We start from the raw sequence: 17,715 nt of genomic DNA, 5'->3' as shown, positions 1-17,715 counted from the left end.
GGGAGTCCTGTGGATAACCGTGCGTTACGGAGCGCAGTGGCGGATAACGAGCAGGGCATCGGGGCGGTAACGAGGATCAGCCAATGCCGGGCAATTCACCCGGGCTGCACATTCCGGGCTCGGATTTCAGGCAGGATGGACTAGGTGACTCTCTTCCACCTGCCCAAACCCAAGATGGTCGCGACCGATGTCGATGGGACCCTCATCGACAATGGTGAGCAGGTGACACCGCGCACCAAAGCCGCGATCGACGCCCTCATCGCGGACGGTGTGCCCTTCGTCCTGGCGACCGGTCGCCCACCCCGCTGGATCGATCCGGTGGTGGACGGACTCGGCTACGCGCCGCTGTGCGTATGCGGCAATGGCGCGGTCATCTACGACAGCGCGCAGGATCGAATCCTGGCGAGCCGAACTCTCGATGTGGACACCCTGGCCTGGGCGGCGGATCTGGCCGAAACCCTGCTCCCCGGTTGCGGACTCGCCGCCGAGCGGATCGGCGCGACCGCCCATGACGCCGCCACCCCGCAGTTCGTGAGCTCCCCCGAATATGAGCACGCCTGGCTGAACCCCGATGACACCGAGGTCTCCCGCGCGGAAGTGATCGCGTCCCCCGCCATCAAAATGCTCATCCGCCTGCCCCGCATGACCAGCGGCGAAATGCGCGCCATCCTGGAACCCCACCTCACCGGCCGCGCCGACCTCACCTACTCCACGGACAACGGCCTGATCGAACTGTCCGCCCCCGGCGTCACCAAGGCCACCGGCCTGGCCAGCGTCGCCCAGCGACTCGGCGTCCAGCACGCCACCATCATCGCCTTCGGCGATATGCCCAACGACGTCCCCATGCTCAAAATGGCAGGTCACGGCGTAGCCATGGGCAACGCCCACCCCGAAGCCAAAGCCGCCGCCGACGAAGTCGCCCCGGCCAACCACGAGGACGGAGTCGCCCGCACCCTCGAACGCTGGTGGTTGTGACAGGCGCACCCAGCCCGTCTCGTCATCCCGGCATGCTTTTGGCCGGGATCCACACGCGTCGGTGGAACCCGGCCAATCGCCTCGAACCATGAAAGTTACTGCCCCGCAGCAGGTTCCGGTGCGGCCGCCGGAATGGGATCCGCCTGCTGCCCATTGCCCAGCATCGCCGGAATCGGCGCGGGCCCCTGTCCCTGCCCGGCGGTGAGGTTCTTCAACACCGTCGTGACGATCCCGGTGAGCTGGCTGAAAATCAGTGACCCGTTCTGGAAGTCGGTGCGCACGCCGTCCTGCACCGGATACTCCCCGCTGGTCGGCAGCCCGAGCGTCCCGGTTCCCGCTCCCAATTGCAGGAAGCGTTCCAGGATCTTCCCGACCACCGCGAACGCCTGCCCGTCCGGCGTCGAGTACACGTATCCGTTCACGAATTGCGCGTACTGTCCGCCGTTGGCGGTCGCGATCGGCTCCGACTTCGCCTGTCCCATGGGACCATTCGGCCCACCGGAGGCCTCGTAGTACTTCGCGACCGGACTGGTCTCGAGCATCCCGAGCAGCTTGGTGGTCAGATCCGCGAGCGTCGCCAGATCCGCCTCGGTATTCGGATTGCCTTGCGGCTGTTGCTGATTCCCCGCATTGCGCTGCGGACGGGTCTGCGTCGGCGGCTTCTGCTGCGGGGGCGGCGGCCCACTCGGCTTGCCCGCGACATTCTCCGCCAGGGAGCGAATCCGGTCCATCAGGTCGTAGGCCATATCGCCCGGGCAGGTGGTGTTCCCGACGTCCCGGTGCGCGAACACATTCGGCAGTTTCACGGCCTGTCCGAGCGGATAGCGCGTGTAATCGCTGCCCTCGGAGTACATGGTGGTCTTGCCCTCGGGATCGATCCCGGCCACCTTGGCCCGCCAGCCGATGAAATTGCCCATGGCCTGCATGGCTTCCTCGGTGGGCGCTTCCTCTTCGTGATTGCCCATGAACGCCACACCGGCGGTGTTGATATTGAATCCGCCCGCGTGCGCGCCCTCGACCGGGCGATCCAGTCCGCCGAAGCGGCCTTCGAAGATCTGTCCGTACTTGTCGACCAGCGCGTTGTAGCCGATATCGCACCAGCCCAATGTCTTCGCGTGATACGCGTAGATCGAACGCACGATGCCCGCCGATTCCGAGGCGGTGTAGTCATTGCGTCCGGCCGTATGGTGCACGGTAATGGCGTTGACGCCGTCGTCGTAGGTGGGTTCCTCGCAGCGCAGCGATTCATCCGCACCCCATTGCGCGCGGCTGATCACCTTGGGTCCGCCGCCGGGCAGCGGAGCGGCCACCCGATTGAGGTTCTCATCGGCCGCGCCGCGGCCCGGATCGATGAGGATGGCGGCGAGTTTCTCCAGGTTGATCTGGGCCGGATCACCGTGATCGGTGAACGGCGCGACCTCGGGCTGGGCGGGAGTGGCCAGCGTGTCCGGGTTCGCGGGAGCGTTGGGCACCGGCTGCGCGTCGGGGCCGACGGCAGGCTCGGGCGCGGGCTGAGCCTCCGGGTTCGCGGGCGCGGGCTCCTGGGCTCCGGGGGCGGCCTCAGGCACTGGATTCGCCGGAATATCCTGTGCCGCAGGGGGATCCACGGGAGCCGCCACCGCGCGACCGGCGTTCTTCTTGGTCACCAGGATCTGCACGGATTTGGTCTTGCCGACGTAGATCGGTTCGGTGCCGGTGCGGCCCGGCTTCTTGGCGGGGGTGTCGACGGCCTCGCTGTCGTACCACGGCCCCCAGCCCCCGTCCGAGCGCTTGGCGCGAATGTACGCGGTGGTCCCGACGAGTTCGGGCGCGGTGAGCGCCACCATGCTGAACGGGGTGTCCCGGCTGAGTTCCTTGACCTGCGCCCCGACCTTGTTGACCAGCTCGTTCGGCACGGCGTTGGGGGCCAGGGCGGGAGTATTGAGATCGCCGGTGAGATCCGGCTTGCGCACCTGTTTCGGTGCGGGGGAGGGGTTCGCGGTATCGGGCCCGTCCGGCCCGGGGGCGGCGATGAATCCCGGTGCGCCGCTTGGATTTCCATAGGTATTAGCGCCCGGCATACCGGGCTTGCCTAGTCGCGGTAAAGGTATCTCGCTGGGTAGGCCCAGTCCCGGCGCCAGCCCCGGCGGAATGTGGATCGATGCCGGCAGCGGCAACATCCGCAGATCGGACAGATGCAGATCGGGCAGGTTCATCCCGGTCAGTTCCCTGAGCGGCAGCACCAGATCGGGTGCGGAGGCGAGGGCGACCTCGGCCATTTCCGCTGGTATTGCTGCCGGATTGCTTGCGTCGGTGGGCTTGATATCTCGGGAGTCTCCCAGCGCCAATATGCCGAGCGGCGTCGTGATCGCCAGGATGGTGACAACCGGGAGGACATACGAGTGTTTCGTTCGGCGGTACGGCACGAGCAGCTCCCATTCGACGTAAAACCGTTGCGGATCGCCGGGGCCCGGGGTTGCTTCCCGGCGAACCAACGATCACACTAGTCCCAACTGTCACAATCCCTGAACGTGTGGTTGAGGATTAGCTTTCGGTAACTCGAATGTAGCTTCGGCTATCGACAGAATGGGTATGACATGCCGAACGGGCATCTACATCAACGCCGGAGACGGCGCCGCCTACTAGCCTTATCGGTCGCCGCGTGCACCCTGGGTGGTGCGACGGCGGGCCTGCTCTGGGCCTGGCCGGATGAGGAGTACGAATTCGTCAACAGTCCGGGGCACGGTCGCGGGCTGAGCCAGAACGGCGCGTTCGATCGCGCCGTCGGCGGCAATACCGCCGAAACGATCCTGGCGCACTACTATCCGGGCGCGCAGCTCGACACCCTCGCCTCGGTGCCGGTCCGCGTCCGGCTCATGGGTCTGGATGACAAGACCCTCGACGTCGAATCCGAGACGGGTCTGTATGTCGCGGGCCGCCGGGTGGTTCCGGGCCAGGCCGCACATCTCACGCCGACCGCCGCGGGCGCGGATGTCACTATCACCCAGGGCTGCGACGGTGCGGTGCTGTGGGAGGGGACGACCGACGACCCGTACGCGTATCCGCTGGAGAACGGCAGTAACCGGCCCAAGGACGAACACCTCGAACTCTGCGAGGGATCCAACTATCGAGGCGTCCTCGGTGTCACGCTGGACGGCAATTCCAGTCGCGTGGTCAACGAGGTCGACCTCGAGGATTACCTGCTCGGGGTCGTGCCCGCCGAGATGGTGCCCAATTGGGCGGATGAGGGCGGCTCGGAAGCCCTTCGCGCACAGGCGATCGCGGCGCGTTCCTATGTGCTGGCCGAACAGCGGTACTCGTATGCGCAAACCTGCGATACCACCGACTGCCAGGCGTACCCGGGCACCGATAAGGAGGACGCGCGCACCACGGCGGCCGTGCAGTCCACGGCCGGGCAGGTGCTGGTGCACGACAATCATGTCCTGCGCGCCGAGTACTCCGCCGCGCCCGATGGCGGCATCCCGAGCATCGACAACCTCGAGGTCGGCCCGGCGCTGAGCGAATTCCAATCCGCCCCAACACTTATCGATCCGACGGTGCCGACCTACACCGACCCGTCGTACACCGATCCCACGGATCCGAACTACACCGGTCCCTCCGGCACCGATCCGGGCTATTCCAATCCGGCCGCGCCGCGCGATCCGGCGGGAGCCGTGCTCCGGAGCCTCGCCGATCTGCTCGCACCGCAGCCGCGCCCGAACCGGAGCCTCTCCCCGGCAAGCCATTTCGGTGTTCCGGGAACCTTGGTGCCGACCACCGGCCCCGTCATCCCCGGCAACACCATCGCCCCCAGTACCGCCTCCACCCCGACCCCGCCCGCCGCGCCCTTCTGACTCGCTGCGCGGCCACGCTCGTCATCCCGGCATGCTTGTGGCCGGGATCCACACCGCTACTCCGCCGCCAGTTCACCGGCGACCGGATCGGCCCCCAGCGGGATGAGCCAGCCGAGCCCCGCGTCCGGCGCGAATTCCGCCATGCGGCTGGAGAGTTCGTCCTTCTGCGCGTCGGTGAGCGAATCCGCCCCATCGCGCAGTCGCTCGACGGCTTCGCGGTACGTCACCAGGTATTTCCGCTGTTCGGCGAGAATTCCGATATCGCCGGCGGGTCCGTGCCCGGGGTACAGCGTCAGGCCGCCCAGTTCGGTGCTCAGTCGCTCCAGCGCCGCCAGCCATTCGGTGGAATGTCCGTCGGTCATATAGGAATGCACCCCGCAGAACGCGAGATCGCCGATGAACGCGACCCGCTGGTCCCCGCTCTCCACGAGAATCCAACTGTCGGAATGACTTTCGGCCGGTCCGACCTCGTGCACGGTGACCCGCACGCCGCCGATCTCGACGGTCGATCCGCTCTCGACGAGGGTCTCCGGCACCCGGTACCGATCCGGCCATTCCGCGCCGTAGGTCGGACCCCACTGCGCCCGTTTGGCATCGGCGCTGTCCGCGATCACCTTGGCCACGGCGGCGGTCGAGTACACCGGGGTCTCCGCCGAGACCACATACGGCAGCCCGTTGAAGTGGTCCGGATGCGGATGCGTCACGAACGCCGCCGCCACCGGCTTGCCGATCGCCGCGATCTTCTCCTTCAGCGCCTGTGCATCCGAGACCAGCAGCGTGGAGTCGATCAGTACGATCGCCTCCGCCGTCTCCACCAGGTAACCGTTCACGAAAATGCCGTTCTCTCCGGCTGTGAACGTGTGCACCTGAAATTCCTGCGACATGGTGTTCTTCCCTTCTCCATTACGGTGAAGATGAAGTTAGAACCGCCGTCCACCCGCCACCAGAAGGCACTTTCAAGTGCCCATACCCCGGGAGCCCCCATGCCCCTGGTGATACCGGATGTCCTGGAAGAATCCTGCGCCACCCGCCAAGCCCTGGAACGCCTCTCGTCCAAGTGGCGAATCCTGCTGGTCTACGCGCTTCTGGACGGTCCGCACCGCCACGCCCACCTGCGCCGCCGCCTGCCCGGCATCACGCAGAAAATGCTCACCGAAACCCTGCGCTCGATGGAGTCGGACGGTCTGGTCGAGCGCCACGTCTACAAGGAAACGGCTCCCCAGCACATCGAGTACGCGCTGACCGCGCTCGGTAAATCCCTGGAACAGCCGCTCGCCGCGATCTGCGATTGGGCGGTGCAGAACCAGGTCGGCGGGTAGCCGCTGTTGGGTCGCCCGCCCGGTTTTCGGGATCTGTTGTGCCACACTGCGTTTGTGACGTGGTTCAGCCAGATCTTCGATGCCGAGGCCATGCGAGTGGTGGCCGCTCGCCTGGGTGCCGAACTGGCGCAGCGCATTTCGGGCGGCACCCCCACCCTCGAAGACCTCTTCCGGGTCTCGGAAGCCCTGAACCGCAATCCGATAGACCTACTCCCCGCCACCCTTGACGATCTCGACCGACCTGGCGACGATCTCCTGCGGCGAGATTTCCAGCGCAGTGCATAGCGCGTAGAGCTGCCCCAAATCCGGCGACCGCTCCCCATTCTCGAACCGCTGAATGGTGCTGACCGCCACCCCCGATGCGGCAGCGAGCTGAGGCCGTGTCATTCCGCGCCGTCCACGGGCAGCCCTGAGCTCCCCGCCGACGGCGCGATTGAGTTCGTGGAGATCCCGCAGTTCCATATGGACCATTCTGAGGTCCGAACGGCCCAGTTGCAAACGACTCCAGAAAATCCGTGCCGTATCTCTGCCGTATCGTGCCAAAACAGTAACAGGTCCATACGGACTTGAAAAAGGTCCAAACGGACCTTAATGTGTTCCGTATGGACCTGTTCAGTTATCTTCCGGCCGAGGTGCCCGCGTGATCGACGTTCTGATCGTCGGCGGTACGGGCGTCCCCTACGGCGAAAGCATCACCGACACCTTCTCCCGCACCCTCGACCACAGCCGCTTCGCGCCCCGCATGGTCCCGTATCCGGCCGACTACGGCCTTCATGTCTCCTACGCCGAGAGCAGCGCCGCGGGGAAGGCGGCGCTGCTCTCGGCGATCAGCGATTCCGCGAATCGTGTTGTCATAGCGGGGTATTCGCAGGGCGCGGCGATCGCGGGCGACGTAGCCGCCGAAATCGGTCGTGGTCTGCATCCCGACCTCGAGGTCCTGGCCTGCGCCCTGATCGCCGATCCGCTGCGCCCGGCGGGCCAATGCATCACCCAGGACCCCGGCGGCTACGGCATCGCAGGCCAGCGGCCGGTTGACGGCCTGCCCACTTTCTGGGCAGCAGCCCCCGGCGACCCCATCACCGCGCTTCCGGCGGGCAACCCGCTGCGCACGGTCGCAGATCTGACTCAGTACTTCTGCATCTCTTCCCCTGAAGCCGCGTTGCGCTGGGGCCAATCCCTGGTCGACGCGGTCCTGCACCAGCGAGTCCAACGCTGGTGGGCTCCGAAGAACTGGTCCGCCTGGAGCGGAGCCCTCGCCTATGCCCGCGGCTACCTCACCGACGGCCGCCACACCGACGACTACGTCCGCCAGGGCCACGCCGCCCTGCTGGCCACCATCATCAATCGCGAGGTCGCCTGATGCCCAACACCGATCACCTATACCTATCCCACGAAGCCATCCGCGACCTCGCTGCCGTTCTCTCCGAAATCCCCGGTGTAGCTGAGGATCTCGAAGACGCGGTCACGCGTCGAGCCCGCCACAACGCCCCGAGCCACCGCCTGTCCTCCCGCACCAGCGATCAGCCGCTACCCTTCAGCCCCGCCGCCGCCCGCGCCCGAGACCACCTGCACGCCACCCTGGTCGCCTGGGTCCGCCTGATCTGCGAACAGCGCGCCGTCCCCTACAAGGGAGACCCCACCACCCCCGGCCTCTCCCGCTGGCTACACCGCAACCTCATCGCTTTCGCCATGACCGAAGGCGTCGAATCGGCCCCCACCGAAATCCGATCTGCGGTGGACGCCGCCCTGAACATCATCAGTCCCGCACCGGCAAAGCTGACCATCAACCCGTCCCAACTGGCAGCGGCTCGCCGAACCAGGCTGAACATGTCCGGAATCGCCACCCTCGCAAGGGAACTCGGCGAACCCTTCGCGAAGGTGACAGTCCGCCGCATCCAAACACTGCGCGACGCAGGCAAAATCACCCCCATCCCCGGCCCCTGGTCCCCCGACTGCCCCGAACAATTCACAGTCGGCGAAGTCCTCGACGCCCACCTCGCCCACCCCATGCGCCAACGAAAGTCACCCCACCTCTCCCCGTGTCAGTAGACGTGTCAGGTAAGTGTCAGAGGCGTGTCAGCAGCTCCGTTCAAAGTGTGTACATCGAACAAAACGACCTGATCAACAGGTCCCCAACACCTTTCGAGGAGCACACCATGTCGAACAACACCACCACCCTGACCGCCGAAGCCAAGTCCACCCTCCGCACCGCCGCCTACGGCACCGTCTCCCTCCTCGCCGCCGCCGGTGCGCCCCATAAGGGCAATGCCCAGGCTTCCATCGCCCTCACCTCGGCCACCGGCCTGGTAGGCCACGTCCTCTCCGCCAAGTCCAAGGACATCCACCTCACCGGCAAAACCGTCGCCGACCTCGCCGACCAGGTCCTCCCCGCCCTGACAGCAGCCATGACCCTCCTGGAAACCCACTCCTCGGCGGAGGCCACCAACTTCCGCGCCACCATCCAGGTAGCAATCGAAGCCGCCCTCCAGTCCGGCAAGGGTGACCCCACCCCGGTCCTCATCGCCATGGCCAACAAGATCACCGAGGCCCTCGACGCCGCGTGACGGCCATGAGGCCGACGACCAGCCGTGCCACCGCGTCCCGATGAGGACCCGTGGCACGGCTCAGTCGTGTTTCAGTCGAGGTCGTCGAAAGTCTCGATCGCGGTTCTGAATGAATGCCCGGCCGCGGGTTCGATCAGTACGACGAAGTCGGGAAGTGCGGACGGGGTGGCGTCGCCCTCGTCATCCATGGCCCCGGGTTCCGCCTCCCAATCGAGAAGGTGCACCGTCACCGCGTAATCGCCAGCGGGAAGGTCGATCTCGGTGGGAACCATGTCCGCCACCGACGCCTCGGTATCGTCGAAAGCGCCGACACTCTCAATCCCACTCACCTTGGCAGTCCCCGTGGACCGGAACAGATACGGCTCCGAAGACTCCTGCAGATACTTGCGTTCCCGCGCGGTGAGCTCGGCCGCACCGGTAGCGTCCACCCGCACCAGCACCCCAAATCGCCCGTCGGCCAGGATATTCAGCGGAACCAGCTTCCCAGTCTGAATATGCTCCCCAACCGGCTCATCCTCGAGCAACTCCACCTCCCACCCGTCGTAATCCACGACGTGCGCGAAGCTGACCGGATCCCAAAGCGCAAGCATCCCCGACCCGGTAACCGCCGTGAACACACTATTGCCCGCCGCATCCGCCGACGATCTCGAACTCATGCCGCAGAGCTTCTCAGAAGGGTCCGACAACCCGGAATTCGGTTGTGCCATAACCCGGCTGAGGCATGGCAGCCTCGCTGCCGACTCCAGGCGGTACCGGACGTTGTCGGCGGCATGGCTGAGTCAGGAACCGCTCGGAGGACCTAGGGCGACTACGTCGGCATAGTGGATACCGGCCTCCTGGAGCAACTTGAGAGCGCGGTCCGAAACCACCAGGCAGAGTTCGTCGTTGAGGGCGAAGTCGGATTCTCCGGCGCGGCCTGTCAGCTTCAGCCATTTCCAGGTTGGCAGTTCGGTGTCCATGAACTCCCGCCCCTTGGACGAAATCGATACGGAAACAGTGTCGAAGTGCACGCCGGTGAGTTCGAGCCGTTCGATACTGCGCGCGAGATCCTCGGTGACGATGAAGCACGGGGTCGATTCGAGTAGCGCGTCGCCCAGCCAGCCATCGAACCTGTACTCCAGCGCCGTCACTGTGACCGGCACTGTCGATCGGTCGTACCGGGTGCCACGGCCATGGCCGCCGGCGACTTCGGGCTCGACGAGATGAAATCCCATTCGTGCAGCTTAGAGGCCGGATTTCAATGGGCTCCGTGGCTGTCACGGGAGGCTTCACGGTGTCAGTCGACATGTCAGCCGGGCGTCAGGGTGGTGTCAGCGGGGCCGGACAAAGTGTGTACATCGAACAAAGCAGCCCGGGCCGAACCGGTTCGGGCAAGCGCCACAAACGATTTCGAGGAGTACACGAAATGTCTGTCACCACCATCGCCACCGTCACCCTGACCGACCAGGACAAGAGCGTTCTTCGCAGCGCCGCGTACGGCGCGGTTTCTCTGCTGGCTGCCGCCGGCGCCAAGGGCAATGCGCAGGCTTCGATCGCGCTGACTTCGGCTACCGGAGTGGTCGGCCACGTGCTGTCTGCCAAGTCCAGGGACATTGTGCTGCCGGGCAAGACCGTTGCCGAGTTCGCCGAGCATGTGTTCCCCAACCTGACTGCGGCGATGGCGATCCTGGAGCGGCAGTCACCGGCCGAGGCCGATAACTTCCGCAGCACGGTGCTGGTTGCGGTCGAGGCCGCGGTTCACTCGCGCAAGGGTGCCCCGAGCCCCGTCGTGAATGCGATGGCTCGCAAGATCGCCGATGCGCTCGACGCCGTGTAGTAGGCCTTCTACCTGCGTCTTTCATGAATTTTCGAGAAGGGTGTTGACATTGGTCGCCGCTTAAGTGAAGCTATCTGCAGCGCCACAGTTGCGCCTTCATCCCGAATTCACGGGAAACTCGCTCTCCGGCAAGAGGTTTCATCCTCTTCAGAGCATCTGTCTTCGAACCAACGGAACCCTCGATCCGCCAGTCGGATCGGGGGTTCTGTCGTTGAAGCATGCCTGCAGCCGTCGAATCAGGAGGTATTGCAATGGTTTTCGGTCTCACTCTGGATCAGTGGATCACCGTCGGCGGCCTCGTCGTCAAGTTGCTGGCCGCCGTCGCCCAGCTGATCGCCTAGCCCGCCCACGACCCTGCTTCCAGAGCGGCAATCGGGGTCCGTTGGCATTGCCGGAAGGAAGAATTTCATGCGTATCAATGGGGTTCCCGAGCCCGCTCTGGTGCGATCCGTGCTCGTCGCGATCACCGGCCTCGTCGCCTATTTTCTTGGGCACCAAGTGAATACGGATTGGATCGACGCGGTACTCCAGCTCTACGGCCTGCTCACACCCGTAATCGCGGGTCTGATCATCCGGCCGGCGGTGACTCCGGTACAGCGTCCGGGCGGTGAGGGCTGAATGCAGCAGTGGCTCAGCCCCGATCTCGTCCAAGCCACCGGCGCGGCCGCGGCGACCGTCATCGGCGCGGTAACCGCGTGGCAGGCCCGCGAAGTCGGCAAACTCCGCGAACGTGTTGCGGCATTGGAGGATCAGGCCGCAACCGATCAACGCCGCTTCCGCGACGCCATCCGCCTCATCCGCGCCCTGCAAAGTCACATCGACGAGTTACTGACCTTCCTGCGCCTGCACGTCCCCGGTCAGGAACCGCCCCCGGTCAAGTACCAGATCCCGGCAACTCTCGAAGAAGAACTCTGACGGTCCTCACCGTCATCGAAGCCCGTGCGGCCAGCCCCCGAAACCTCTCGACAGGTACAACGCGGGATTAGAGCCAGCCGCATGCCCGCCCCTGACGCACCGTCTCCCGCAGGTGGTCCGCGGTCGTAGACGTTCCCAGTTGCGCAGGGGCGCAATAGGTCCCGCCCCCGGGTGCCCCCCATTTCCCCGGGGGCGGGACCTTCCCACGTGATCCCGAGCCCGGACAGGGCCGGCGTTCAGCCATGCCCACATCCGAAAGGCTCGCGAATCCCCATGTCCGGCAAGGAAATCATCGAATCGGTCCGCTTCGGCAACCACGCGGCCCCCTCCTCGGAATACGTGAAGACCGACACCGGCCAGCTGGTCACACCGGAATTCCTCTCCCTGCTCCAGCAGACGTTGTCGGGCAAACTCGCCGAACCCAAGCCGGACGAAGAGCAAGACCCCCAAGTCCGCGCTCTCGCAGAGGAACTCGCGGTAATTCACCTCCCTGAATGGCACAGCCAGGTAGGCCGCAAACTCGCCGACCCCACGGTGACCAGCATCAAACAGGCCACCCGAGTAGCCGAATACCTCGTAAAACGAGGCGTCCGAGTCCATTCCGACCTCGAAGAAATCCGCTGGGCCCCCACCCCGGGCGGCCTCCCGGGCGCCTTCGACACCGGCATGCACATCACGAAAGACCCCGAAGGCAACTGGCCGGTTCCCGACCCCGAAACCTTCTACGACCTCGACCTCATCGAAGTCAAACAAACCGACGAAGGCTTCTGGTCCGCCACCCACCCCCGCGGCCTCTCCACCGAAGCCCCCACCAAAACCGACGCCTACGCGGCCCTGGTCAACCAACTACGCCAGCGCATCAACGAGGCGCGCGCATCCCGTGAGGAGTGATCAATGTCGATCGCCCCAACCGTCGATGTGCCCAGTTGGGTGGCAGTCCGCGCCGCAGCCTGGAATCAGCTGATCAGCGGCACCATCGGCGAACTCAGCCTCGAATCAGCCAGCGGCGGGAGAACTTTCAACTTCCCGGGCATGACATCCGCAAGCGCCGTCAACCAGCTGAACCGCATCCATGGCGCGAGCGATCTGGTGGCGAATGCGGGAAGCCCGGCAATATCCGGCACCAATTCTGTTCCGCAATTGCGGTTCGCCTCCGACACGGAGGCGTTCACCAATATGAACGAGAAGGACCAGCGTGTTGGGACACCCGGGACCGTGCCAAATCCCGGATCGAAGCTACAGAACGCTCCTGAAACCCCGGCTCCCGCAGCTGATGTCCCAGTTCCGGACGCTCCAGCGCCGAAAGCCGATACCCCCGCCCCGGTTGTTCCACAGGCACCTGCGATGTCTGCGCCGCAGGGTTCGGCACCGGCAACTGGCAGTCCAACCGTGACTACGACGGTGAGCAGTCCGACCGATGTGTTCAACCAGCTCTATGGGGATGGTCTTCTCGTTCCTACGCCGAAACCCCCGACGTCGCTGGAACAGATGGTCAACCCGGACTATCAAGCGCCGCCCACGGTTCCGGAACAGCTGATCAAGAATATGGTTTCGACCGATCCTGCCGATTCTTCGCCACCGCAGCCGACATCGTTGGCGGAACTGCTCATTCCTGGAAGCAAAGATCAGCCGGTCGCGGTCACCGCAGAGGTGACGGTACCGGTCGGACCACAGCCTGCAGATGTCATTACGGGCGAAGACGGCAAGCCCGCACTGGTTATCGTTCCTGTGTTGGGCCCGGACGGTCTCTACCGGATGGTGATCACTCCGGATAACCAGATATCCATCATCGACCCCGACGGCACTCAAACGCCGCTCAATTCGATGGGAGTCGCACCGCCGCGTCGCGCGCACGCCAACCGAATGTTCGACCCCAATCTGGGTCGATGGATTATGCCGCTACCAGAGACTCCTAAGGGTCTCGATCCCGAAATCCGAGACATTCCGATTCTTTCCGTTGGCGGTCCCACTCCGCAAATCGTCTCGAACAAGGACGGATCGGTCGAGATTCGCACTCCTCGCGGAGGGACCGACGGCGGCGAAAGACCGTCTACCGACGTCCGTGTCATAGATGCCCTTGGGCGCGAGATCGCCCACTACACCCAGGATTCCAGCGGCAACCGCTACTACCCACTCGGTGCCGGCCACTTCCTGACCGTCGGACCGAACGGAAACGTGCTGGATCCGGCGAACGTCACGCCCGTCAGCACCCAGCTACACGCGTATCCCGAAGTCCAGTCGGATATCGGTTTCATCGAGCACGACGGATGGACAACCAAACTCTCCCCGATTCCGGTACCGGTCGGCGTGCCTGCAAAGGCGCTCTACCAGCACGACAACCGTCTGATCGTATTGGATCTGAACAACCAATTCCATTGGGCCGATGCCACTCCCGAGGCGTTCGCTCCCACACCGGCCGAACGCAGCATCAACGTGCCTTGGGACGGCGGTCCGGAAAACAGTTACACAGGTCCGGACGGCACCGTCTACGTCAACGTGAACGGACACAAGGTCGCGTTCAGTGCGGACCAGCGCTCGGTCATCGATCCGGAGAACGGCGCACGCCCCACGGGCCTGCCTGGTCTCTACAACGACGACCGAAATATCGGCCCTCAGAGCTTCATCAACGCGGCCTTCCCTATTCCGGCTACGAAGCTCGATGTCCCGCCCGGTGTTCCAGCCAACGAGCTCTACCAGCTGGAGGACGGTCGTCTGGTCATTGTCGACCGCACCGGTGGCAGTCACTATGTTTCGCCGCTACCCGCCCTTCCCCCCGAGGGTTGGAATAAGGGCCTCATCAGCATCTTGATGGACATGGCCATGGTCTACGGCGGTCGGAGGGGCGGATGGTCATCCGCCAAACTGTTCAACGACTACCTGAATTCGATGCCCCGTCCGTCTATCCGGCCGACAGAAATTCAGCCGTTGCCGCGCCAGCCGTTGCGGCCGGCCATCGCTGATTTTGAACCGCAGCAAGTCGGGCGGCAATCGAATACTGCCAATATAGAATCACGACTATCGGGCCGCCCCGCGGTTACGGACGAGAACGTTCGGCCTGTACCGAACGCCGACCTCCGGCAGCCACCGAGGCCAGAAAAGGTATCCGAAGGGAACCTCACTGGCATCATCAAGGTTGACACTTGGATCGAAAAACAATTCGACAAGATGCGGAGTGGTCCCGGTGGGCCTCCGGCTGTGGTTGCCGGACTTGCGGACACCAGAATTGGTAGGACCGGAATCAGTTGGATGGACGGCAGATTGTCCGCTCCTTATCGAGCTGATGTGGAAGGATTCGCAAAGGACCTGAACTCGGTCTCGCGATGGCTTGGTGCGAAATTCGATGTTTCTCGCGGAAATAGATCTCGTAGTTATCCTGGCAATTACCAATGGGCCGAGGGGCATTCGCCGATATCTCGGATCCGGGCTGATGTAGACAGAATTGAAACCTCCAAGCTGCCGGATCCGCCTCTGACAGAGATCAAGATAACCGACAAGACCTGGGTGCATATTTTCCGAGGAGAATTTGACTCCAACCTCAAGCCCAAGGGATATCATCACCGCCGGGATGGAAGGGATCCCTACGGTGTGTCCATACGTAAAATCTCACAACCGAATGGGCAAGGTGTCTATGAAGGGTATGTCTACATGAATGTCTGGACCGGTCGTGGGTGGACAAGAAAGAAAGGTGCCGGCAAGAGCACATTCTTTCCTGATGACTGGACTGAGGCGCAGGTAAGGCACGCTGTCGAGAGGGCGGCGGCGGAACCAACACGCCTTGATCCATTAGAAGAGAAATGGCAAGGTGTGTATCGCGGTATGAAGATCGGCGGATACTATGATCCAATTACTGGAGAAATAGAGACCGCCTTTCCGCTGCTGGGAGAATGGTGATATTCATGGTCGTCCGTAAGGAATTATTCAAAGTCGTCGACGGCTATATAGAGACGCGACTGAGTGAGCGGTCGGCCGACACGATGGGAGCGTCGTGGCTCACTACTGATGTGCAGAGTGCTCGGAGCCTGGTCGAATTGGTCGATCTCATCGCTCGAATCGATTCGGGAACTGAAACTGGCAAGCATTCTCACGACGGAAATGTGTGGACGGTAGAAATTGATGCATCAGGTATCTCGATGGAGCATCTATATTCGAGCCGTTTGGGTGTGTACACGATGTCTCTCGAGGATGCGCTGTCTATTCTGGAGCAATATTGGCGCGCTGCCGTGGATGCTGGCCGGGCTGCACCTATCAAGCGAGAAATGAAACGGTTTTCGAACGTTAATCGTCGATCGCCCAAAATCCCCTGGGCCGACGAATTTGAATATTGAGACCTGCTGCTCTCTATCTACTGCCGTCGAAAGGAGGTTGCTCGGTGCCTGAACGGATCGTGTTTCCTGATATCGAGAAGACTTTGACTGATTTTCTTACCGCGCAGTTCGCGGCGTTGTCCGAGACTGCGAAGGTGGTTACTCGGGTGGCGGATCCGCGGCCGGCGCGGATGGTGCGGGTCAGTCGTAATGACCGGAAGTCTCGGGTTGATATCGAGGATCAGGTGGGGCGTCGTGGCGCTCAGTTGGTTCTCGATCGGCCGAGAGTTGTTTTCGAGTGTTTTGATGATGCCGGTAATGCGGCGGGGCTGGCTGCGCTGGTGCGCAGCATTGTGAACGCTGCCGCGCCCGGTTATATCGGCACTGTGTGGTGTGACTACGTGGAGGATGCGGGGGAGGAGAATGACACCGATCCGGTGACCGCTGCCCCGCGGTACACGATTATCACCGATTTGATTGTGCGAGGCACTGTTCTCGCGTAACTCCCACTGCGGTGCGAGTTGATAACTGAATAAGCACGATTCCCGAGGGCCTGCGCAACATCCCAAGGGAGATAACAACAATGGCTCTGCCTTCCAGCAAGTACATCGGCTCCGGCACTCCTAACCTCGCGGTCACCGGTGGCGTTCTCGTCGCCCCGATCGGCACCGCGCTTCCGGCCACCGCGGCCGACGTCATCAATGCCTCGTTCAAGCCCCTGGGTTACGTCTCCGAAGACGGCATCGAATCCCAGGGTGAGCGCAAGGTCGAGACGGTCAAGGACTGGAACGCCGACATCATCGCCAAGCTGCAGACCGAGCACTCGGTGCGGTTCGGGCTGACCCTTTACGCCGCGTGGGACAAGGATGTGCTGGGCGAGGTGTTCGGTCCGAGCAACCTGACCGTCACCCCGGCCACCGCCACCACCGGCACGCTGCTGAAGATCAACGAGACCGGTTCGGTGCTGCCGCGCCGCGCCTGGGTTTTCGACATGCTGAACGACAAGAAGAAGCTGCGGATCGTGCTTCCGAACGCACAGATCTCCGCCGTCACCGAGAAGAAGTTCGTCTCGAATGAGCTGGCCGGCTTCACCATCACCGTCGAAGCGTTCAAGGACGACACCGGTATCAAGGCGTACCGCTACCTCGACGACGGCATCACCACCGCCTAATTAGACCCCCAGCGGCGACGGGTTACACACCTATGCGCAGGCCCGCTCGTCGCCGCTGGGCCTTTCCCTGTCACAAAATCAACGAAAGGGTCTGTGTACCAATGACTTCCCCGAAAGCCCCCATCACCATCTCGACCCCGACCAAGGTGAAGGACGACTTCTCCTACAAGGTGAACGGCATCGACATCGAGTTGCCGTCGCTGTCCTACCTCAAGCCGGGCCTGGTGCGACGCATCCGCCGCCTGGGTGACGTGGACGCGATGTACACCCTGCTGGAACTGACTCTCACACCGGAAGCGCTTGCGGCCCTGGACGATATGGATCCGGACGCCTACCACGAACTGCTGGAGGCCTGGCGCGCGCACTCGGGGATCAGCCTGGGGGAATCCTAGGCCTCGATGTTCTTCTCGAAGAGCATTCCGAGGCAATCGAATACGACCTGATTGCCCTCGGCCTGCGGTTGCGCCGGCTCAGCACTGAAGAGCTGAGCTGGCGCGACCTCAAGGCCATCGTCAAGTTCCTGCCGCCGGATTCGGCGTTGACCCGCGATATGTACGCCGAGACCAGCCGCTGGCAACTCGACCAGTACCTGCTCGCCGATATGGCCGACTGCCTGCGCTGGCTCGTGTGGTCCAAGAGCGACGACGCCCGGCACGGCCGCAATCGGCCGGAGCCCATTCCGCGCCCCGGCGTCGAGTCCGGTCGCGAAAAGCTCGGCACGGCAACGGATATCAACCAGATCAACGAATTCCTCGGCTGGAGCAAGTAGTCGCATCGCCGATGGCCGAGCTCGGGCGCAATCAGCTCAGAAAGTGGAT

General features: G+C 63.6%; 22 protein-coding genes. 17 read left to right on the top strand and 5 right to left on the bottom strand.

The window, feature by feature from the left end; genetic code table 11:
* The first annotated feature begins 174 nt into the window (after positions 1-174).
* Positions 175-975 (top strand): HAD family hydrolase, encoded by an 801-nt coding sequence (locus ACFVUS_RS20895; protein WP_387770071.1) that lies wholly within the window; start codon positions 175-177, stop codon positions 973-975.
* 95 nt (positions 976-1,070) lie between these two features.
* Here the strand turns inward: ACFVUS_RS20895 and ACFVUS_RS20890 are convergent, their stop codons facing one another.
* Positions 1,071-3,380 carry an N-acetylmuramoyl-L-alanine amidase gene (locus ACFVUS_RS20890; protein ID WP_387768505.1) on the bottom strand — a complete coding sequence of 770 codons (2,310 nt, stop codon included), beginning with the start codon at positions 3,378-3,380 and terminating at the stop codon, positions 1,071-1,073.
* 171 nt (positions 3,381-3,551) lie between these two features.
* On the opposite strand from ACFVUS_RS20890, the gene ACFVUS_RS20885 reads away from it, so the two are divergent.
* Positions 3,552-4,808 carry a SpoIID/LytB domain-containing protein gene (locus ACFVUS_RS20885; protein WP_387768502.1) on the top strand — a complete coding sequence of 419 codons (1,257 nt, stop codon included), beginning with the start codon at positions 3,552-3,554 and terminating at the stop codon, positions 4,806-4,808.
* Positions 4,809-4,864: 56 nt separating this feature from the next.
* Here ACFVUS_RS20885 and ACFVUS_RS20880 read toward each other — a convergent pair whose 3' ends face one another.
* Positions 4,865-5,692, bottom strand: a complete 828-nt coding sequence (locus ACFVUS_RS20880) for an MBL fold metallo-hydrolase (protein WP_387768499.1) — start codon at positions 5,690-5,692, stop codon at positions 4,865-4,867.
* Between the two features lie 99 nt (positions 5,693-5,791).
* Here ACFVUS_RS20880 and ACFVUS_RS20875 point away from each other — a divergent pair, with 99 nt between their 5' ends.
* Positions 5,792-6,127 carry a winged helix-turn-helix transcriptional regulator gene (locus ACFVUS_RS20875; protein WP_387768496.1) on the top strand — a complete coding sequence of 112 codons (336 nt, stop codon included), beginning with the start codon at positions 5,792-5,794 and terminating at the stop codon, positions 6,125-6,127.
* A gap of 54 nt (positions 6,128-6,181) precedes the next feature.
* Positions 6,182-6,412, top strand: a complete 231-nt coding sequence (locus ACFVUS_RS20870; RefSeq protein WP_387770175.1) for a hypothetical protein — start codon at positions 6,182-6,184, stop codon at positions 6,410-6,412.
* Here the strand turns inward: ACFVUS_RS20870 and ACFVUS_RS20865 are convergent.
* The gene (locus ACFVUS_RS20865; protein WP_387770068.1) at positions 6,335-6,514 is read right to left on the bottom strand and encodes a helix-turn-helix domain-containing protein; all 180 of its coding nucleotides are present in this window, start codon (positions 6,512-6,514) and stop codon (positions 6,335-6,337) included. The two genes, ACFVUS_RS20870 and ACFVUS_RS20865, sit on opposite strands and share 78 nt — an antisense overlap.
* Positions 6,515-6,767: 253 nt before the next feature.
* On the opposite strand from ACFVUS_RS20865, the gene ACFVUS_RS20860 reads away from it, so the two are divergent.
* From ACFVUS_RS20860 to ACFVUS_RS20850, 3 genes are all read left to right on the top strand, one after another.
* Positions 6,768-7,487 carry a cutinase family protein gene (locus ACFVUS_RS20860; RefSeq protein ID WP_387768493.1) on the top strand — a complete coding sequence of 240 codons (720 nt, stop codon included), beginning with the start codon at positions 6,768-6,770 and terminating at the stop codon, positions 7,485-7,487.
* Positions 7,487-8,176, top strand: a complete 690-nt coding sequence (locus tag ACFVUS_RS20855) for a hypothetical protein (RefSeq protein ID WP_387768490.1) — start codon at positions 7,487-7,489, stop codon at positions 8,174-8,176. The genes ACFVUS_RS20860 and ACFVUS_RS20855 overlap by 1 nt, the downstream gene beginning before the upstream one ends.
* A gap of 107 nt (positions 8,177-8,283) precedes the next feature.
* Positions 8,284-8,691, top strand: coding sequence for a hypothetical protein (locus ACFVUS_RS20850; protein ID WP_387768487.1), 408 nt, complete (start codon positions 8,284-8,286; stop codon positions 8,689-8,691).
* A 71-nt stretch (positions 8,692-8,762) separates the two neighbouring features.
* On the opposite strand, the gene ACFVUS_RS20845 is transcribed toward ACFVUS_RS20850, so the two are convergent.
* Together ACFVUS_RS20845 and ACFVUS_RS20840 are read right to left on the bottom strand one after the other, a co-directional pair.
* Positions 8,763-9,398 carry a hypothetical protein gene (locus tag ACFVUS_RS20845; RefSeq protein ID WP_387768484.1) on the bottom strand — a complete coding sequence of 212 codons (636 nt, stop codon included), beginning with the start codon at positions 9,396-9,398 and terminating at the stop codon, positions 8,763-8,765.
* A 72-nt stretch (positions 9,399-9,470) separates the two neighbouring features.
* Positions 9,471-9,905 carry a hypothetical protein gene (locus ACFVUS_RS20840; RefSeq protein ID WP_387768481.1) on the bottom strand — a complete coding sequence of 145 codons (435 nt, stop codon included), beginning with the start codon at positions 9,903-9,905 and terminating at the stop codon, positions 9,471-9,473.
* Between the two features lie 191 nt (positions 9,906-10,096).
* Here ACFVUS_RS20840 and ACFVUS_RS20835 point away from each other — a divergent pair, with 191 nt between their 5' ends.
* From ACFVUS_RS20835 to ACFVUS_RS20790, 10 genes are all read left to right on the top strand, one after another.
* Positions 10,097-10,507, top strand: a complete 411-nt coding sequence (locus ACFVUS_RS20835) for a hypothetical protein (RefSeq protein WP_364637036.1) — start codon at positions 10,097-10,099, stop codon at positions 10,505-10,507.
* Between the two features lie 408 nt (positions 10,508-10,915).
* Positions 10,916-11,125: a hypothetical protein gene (locus ACFVUS_RS20830; RefSeq protein WP_364637038.1), complete on the top strand. Its 210-nt coding sequence runs from the start codon at positions 10,916-10,918 to the stop codon at positions 11,123-11,125.
* On the top strand, positions 11,126-11,422 hold the full coding sequence (locus ACFVUS_RS20825) for a hypothetical protein (RefSeq protein WP_387768477.1): 297 nt from the start codon (positions 11,126-11,128) through the stop codon (positions 11,420-11,422).
* Between the two features lie 273 nt (positions 11,423-11,695).
* On the top strand, positions 11,696-12,313 hold the full coding sequence (locus ACFVUS_RS20820; protein WP_387768474.1) for a hypothetical protein: 618 nt from the start codon (positions 11,696-11,698) through the stop codon (positions 12,311-12,313).
* 3 nt (positions 12,314-12,316) lie between these two features.
* Positions 12,317-15,313, top strand: a complete 2,997-nt coding sequence (locus ACFVUS_RS20815) for an EndoU domain-containing protein (protein ID WP_387768471.1) — start codon at positions 12,317-12,319, stop codon at positions 15,311-15,313.
* A gap of 5 nt (positions 15,314-15,318) precedes the next feature.
* Positions 15,319-15,747: a hypothetical protein gene (locus ACFVUS_RS20810; protein ID WP_387768468.1), complete on the top strand. Its 429-nt coding sequence runs from the start codon at positions 15,319-15,321 to the stop codon at positions 15,745-15,747.
* Positions 15,748-15,791: 44 nt separating this feature from the next.
* Positions 15,792-16,229 carry a hypothetical protein gene (locus ACFVUS_RS20805; RefSeq protein ID WP_387768465.1) on the top strand — a complete coding sequence of 146 codons (438 nt, stop codon included), beginning with the start codon at positions 15,792-15,794 and terminating at the stop codon, positions 16,227-16,229.
* 80 nt (positions 16,230-16,309) lie between these two features.
* The gene (locus ACFVUS_RS20800; protein ID WP_375961754.1) at positions 16,310-16,897 is read left to right on the top strand and encodes a hypothetical protein; all 588 of its coding nucleotides are present in this window, start codon (positions 16,310-16,312) and stop codon (positions 16,895-16,897) included.
* A 101-nt stretch (positions 16,898-16,998) separates the two neighbouring features.
* Complete coding sequence (locus tag ACFVUS_RS20795; RefSeq protein ID WP_387768461.1) at positions 16,999-17,289, top strand: hypothetical protein; 291 nt, start codon at positions 16,999-17,001, stop codon at positions 17,287-17,289.
* A gap of 68 nt (positions 17,290-17,357) precedes the next feature.
* Complete coding sequence (locus ACFVUS_RS20790; protein ID WP_387768458.1) at positions 17,358-17,666, top strand: DUF5361 domain-containing protein; 309 nt, start codon at positions 17,358-17,360, stop codon at positions 17,664-17,666.
* Positions 17,667-17,715 lie beyond the last annotated feature (49 nt).

This window comes from Nocardia sp. NPDC058058 (genome assembly GCF_042885355.1).
In the GTDB taxonomy this organism is placed as follows: Bacteria; Actinomycetota; Actinomycetes; order Mycobacteriales; family Mycobacteriaceae; genus Nocardia.
The sequence above is the reverse complement of the archived record's forward strand: the minus strand, read 5'-3'. Positions and strand labels throughout refer to the sequence as shown.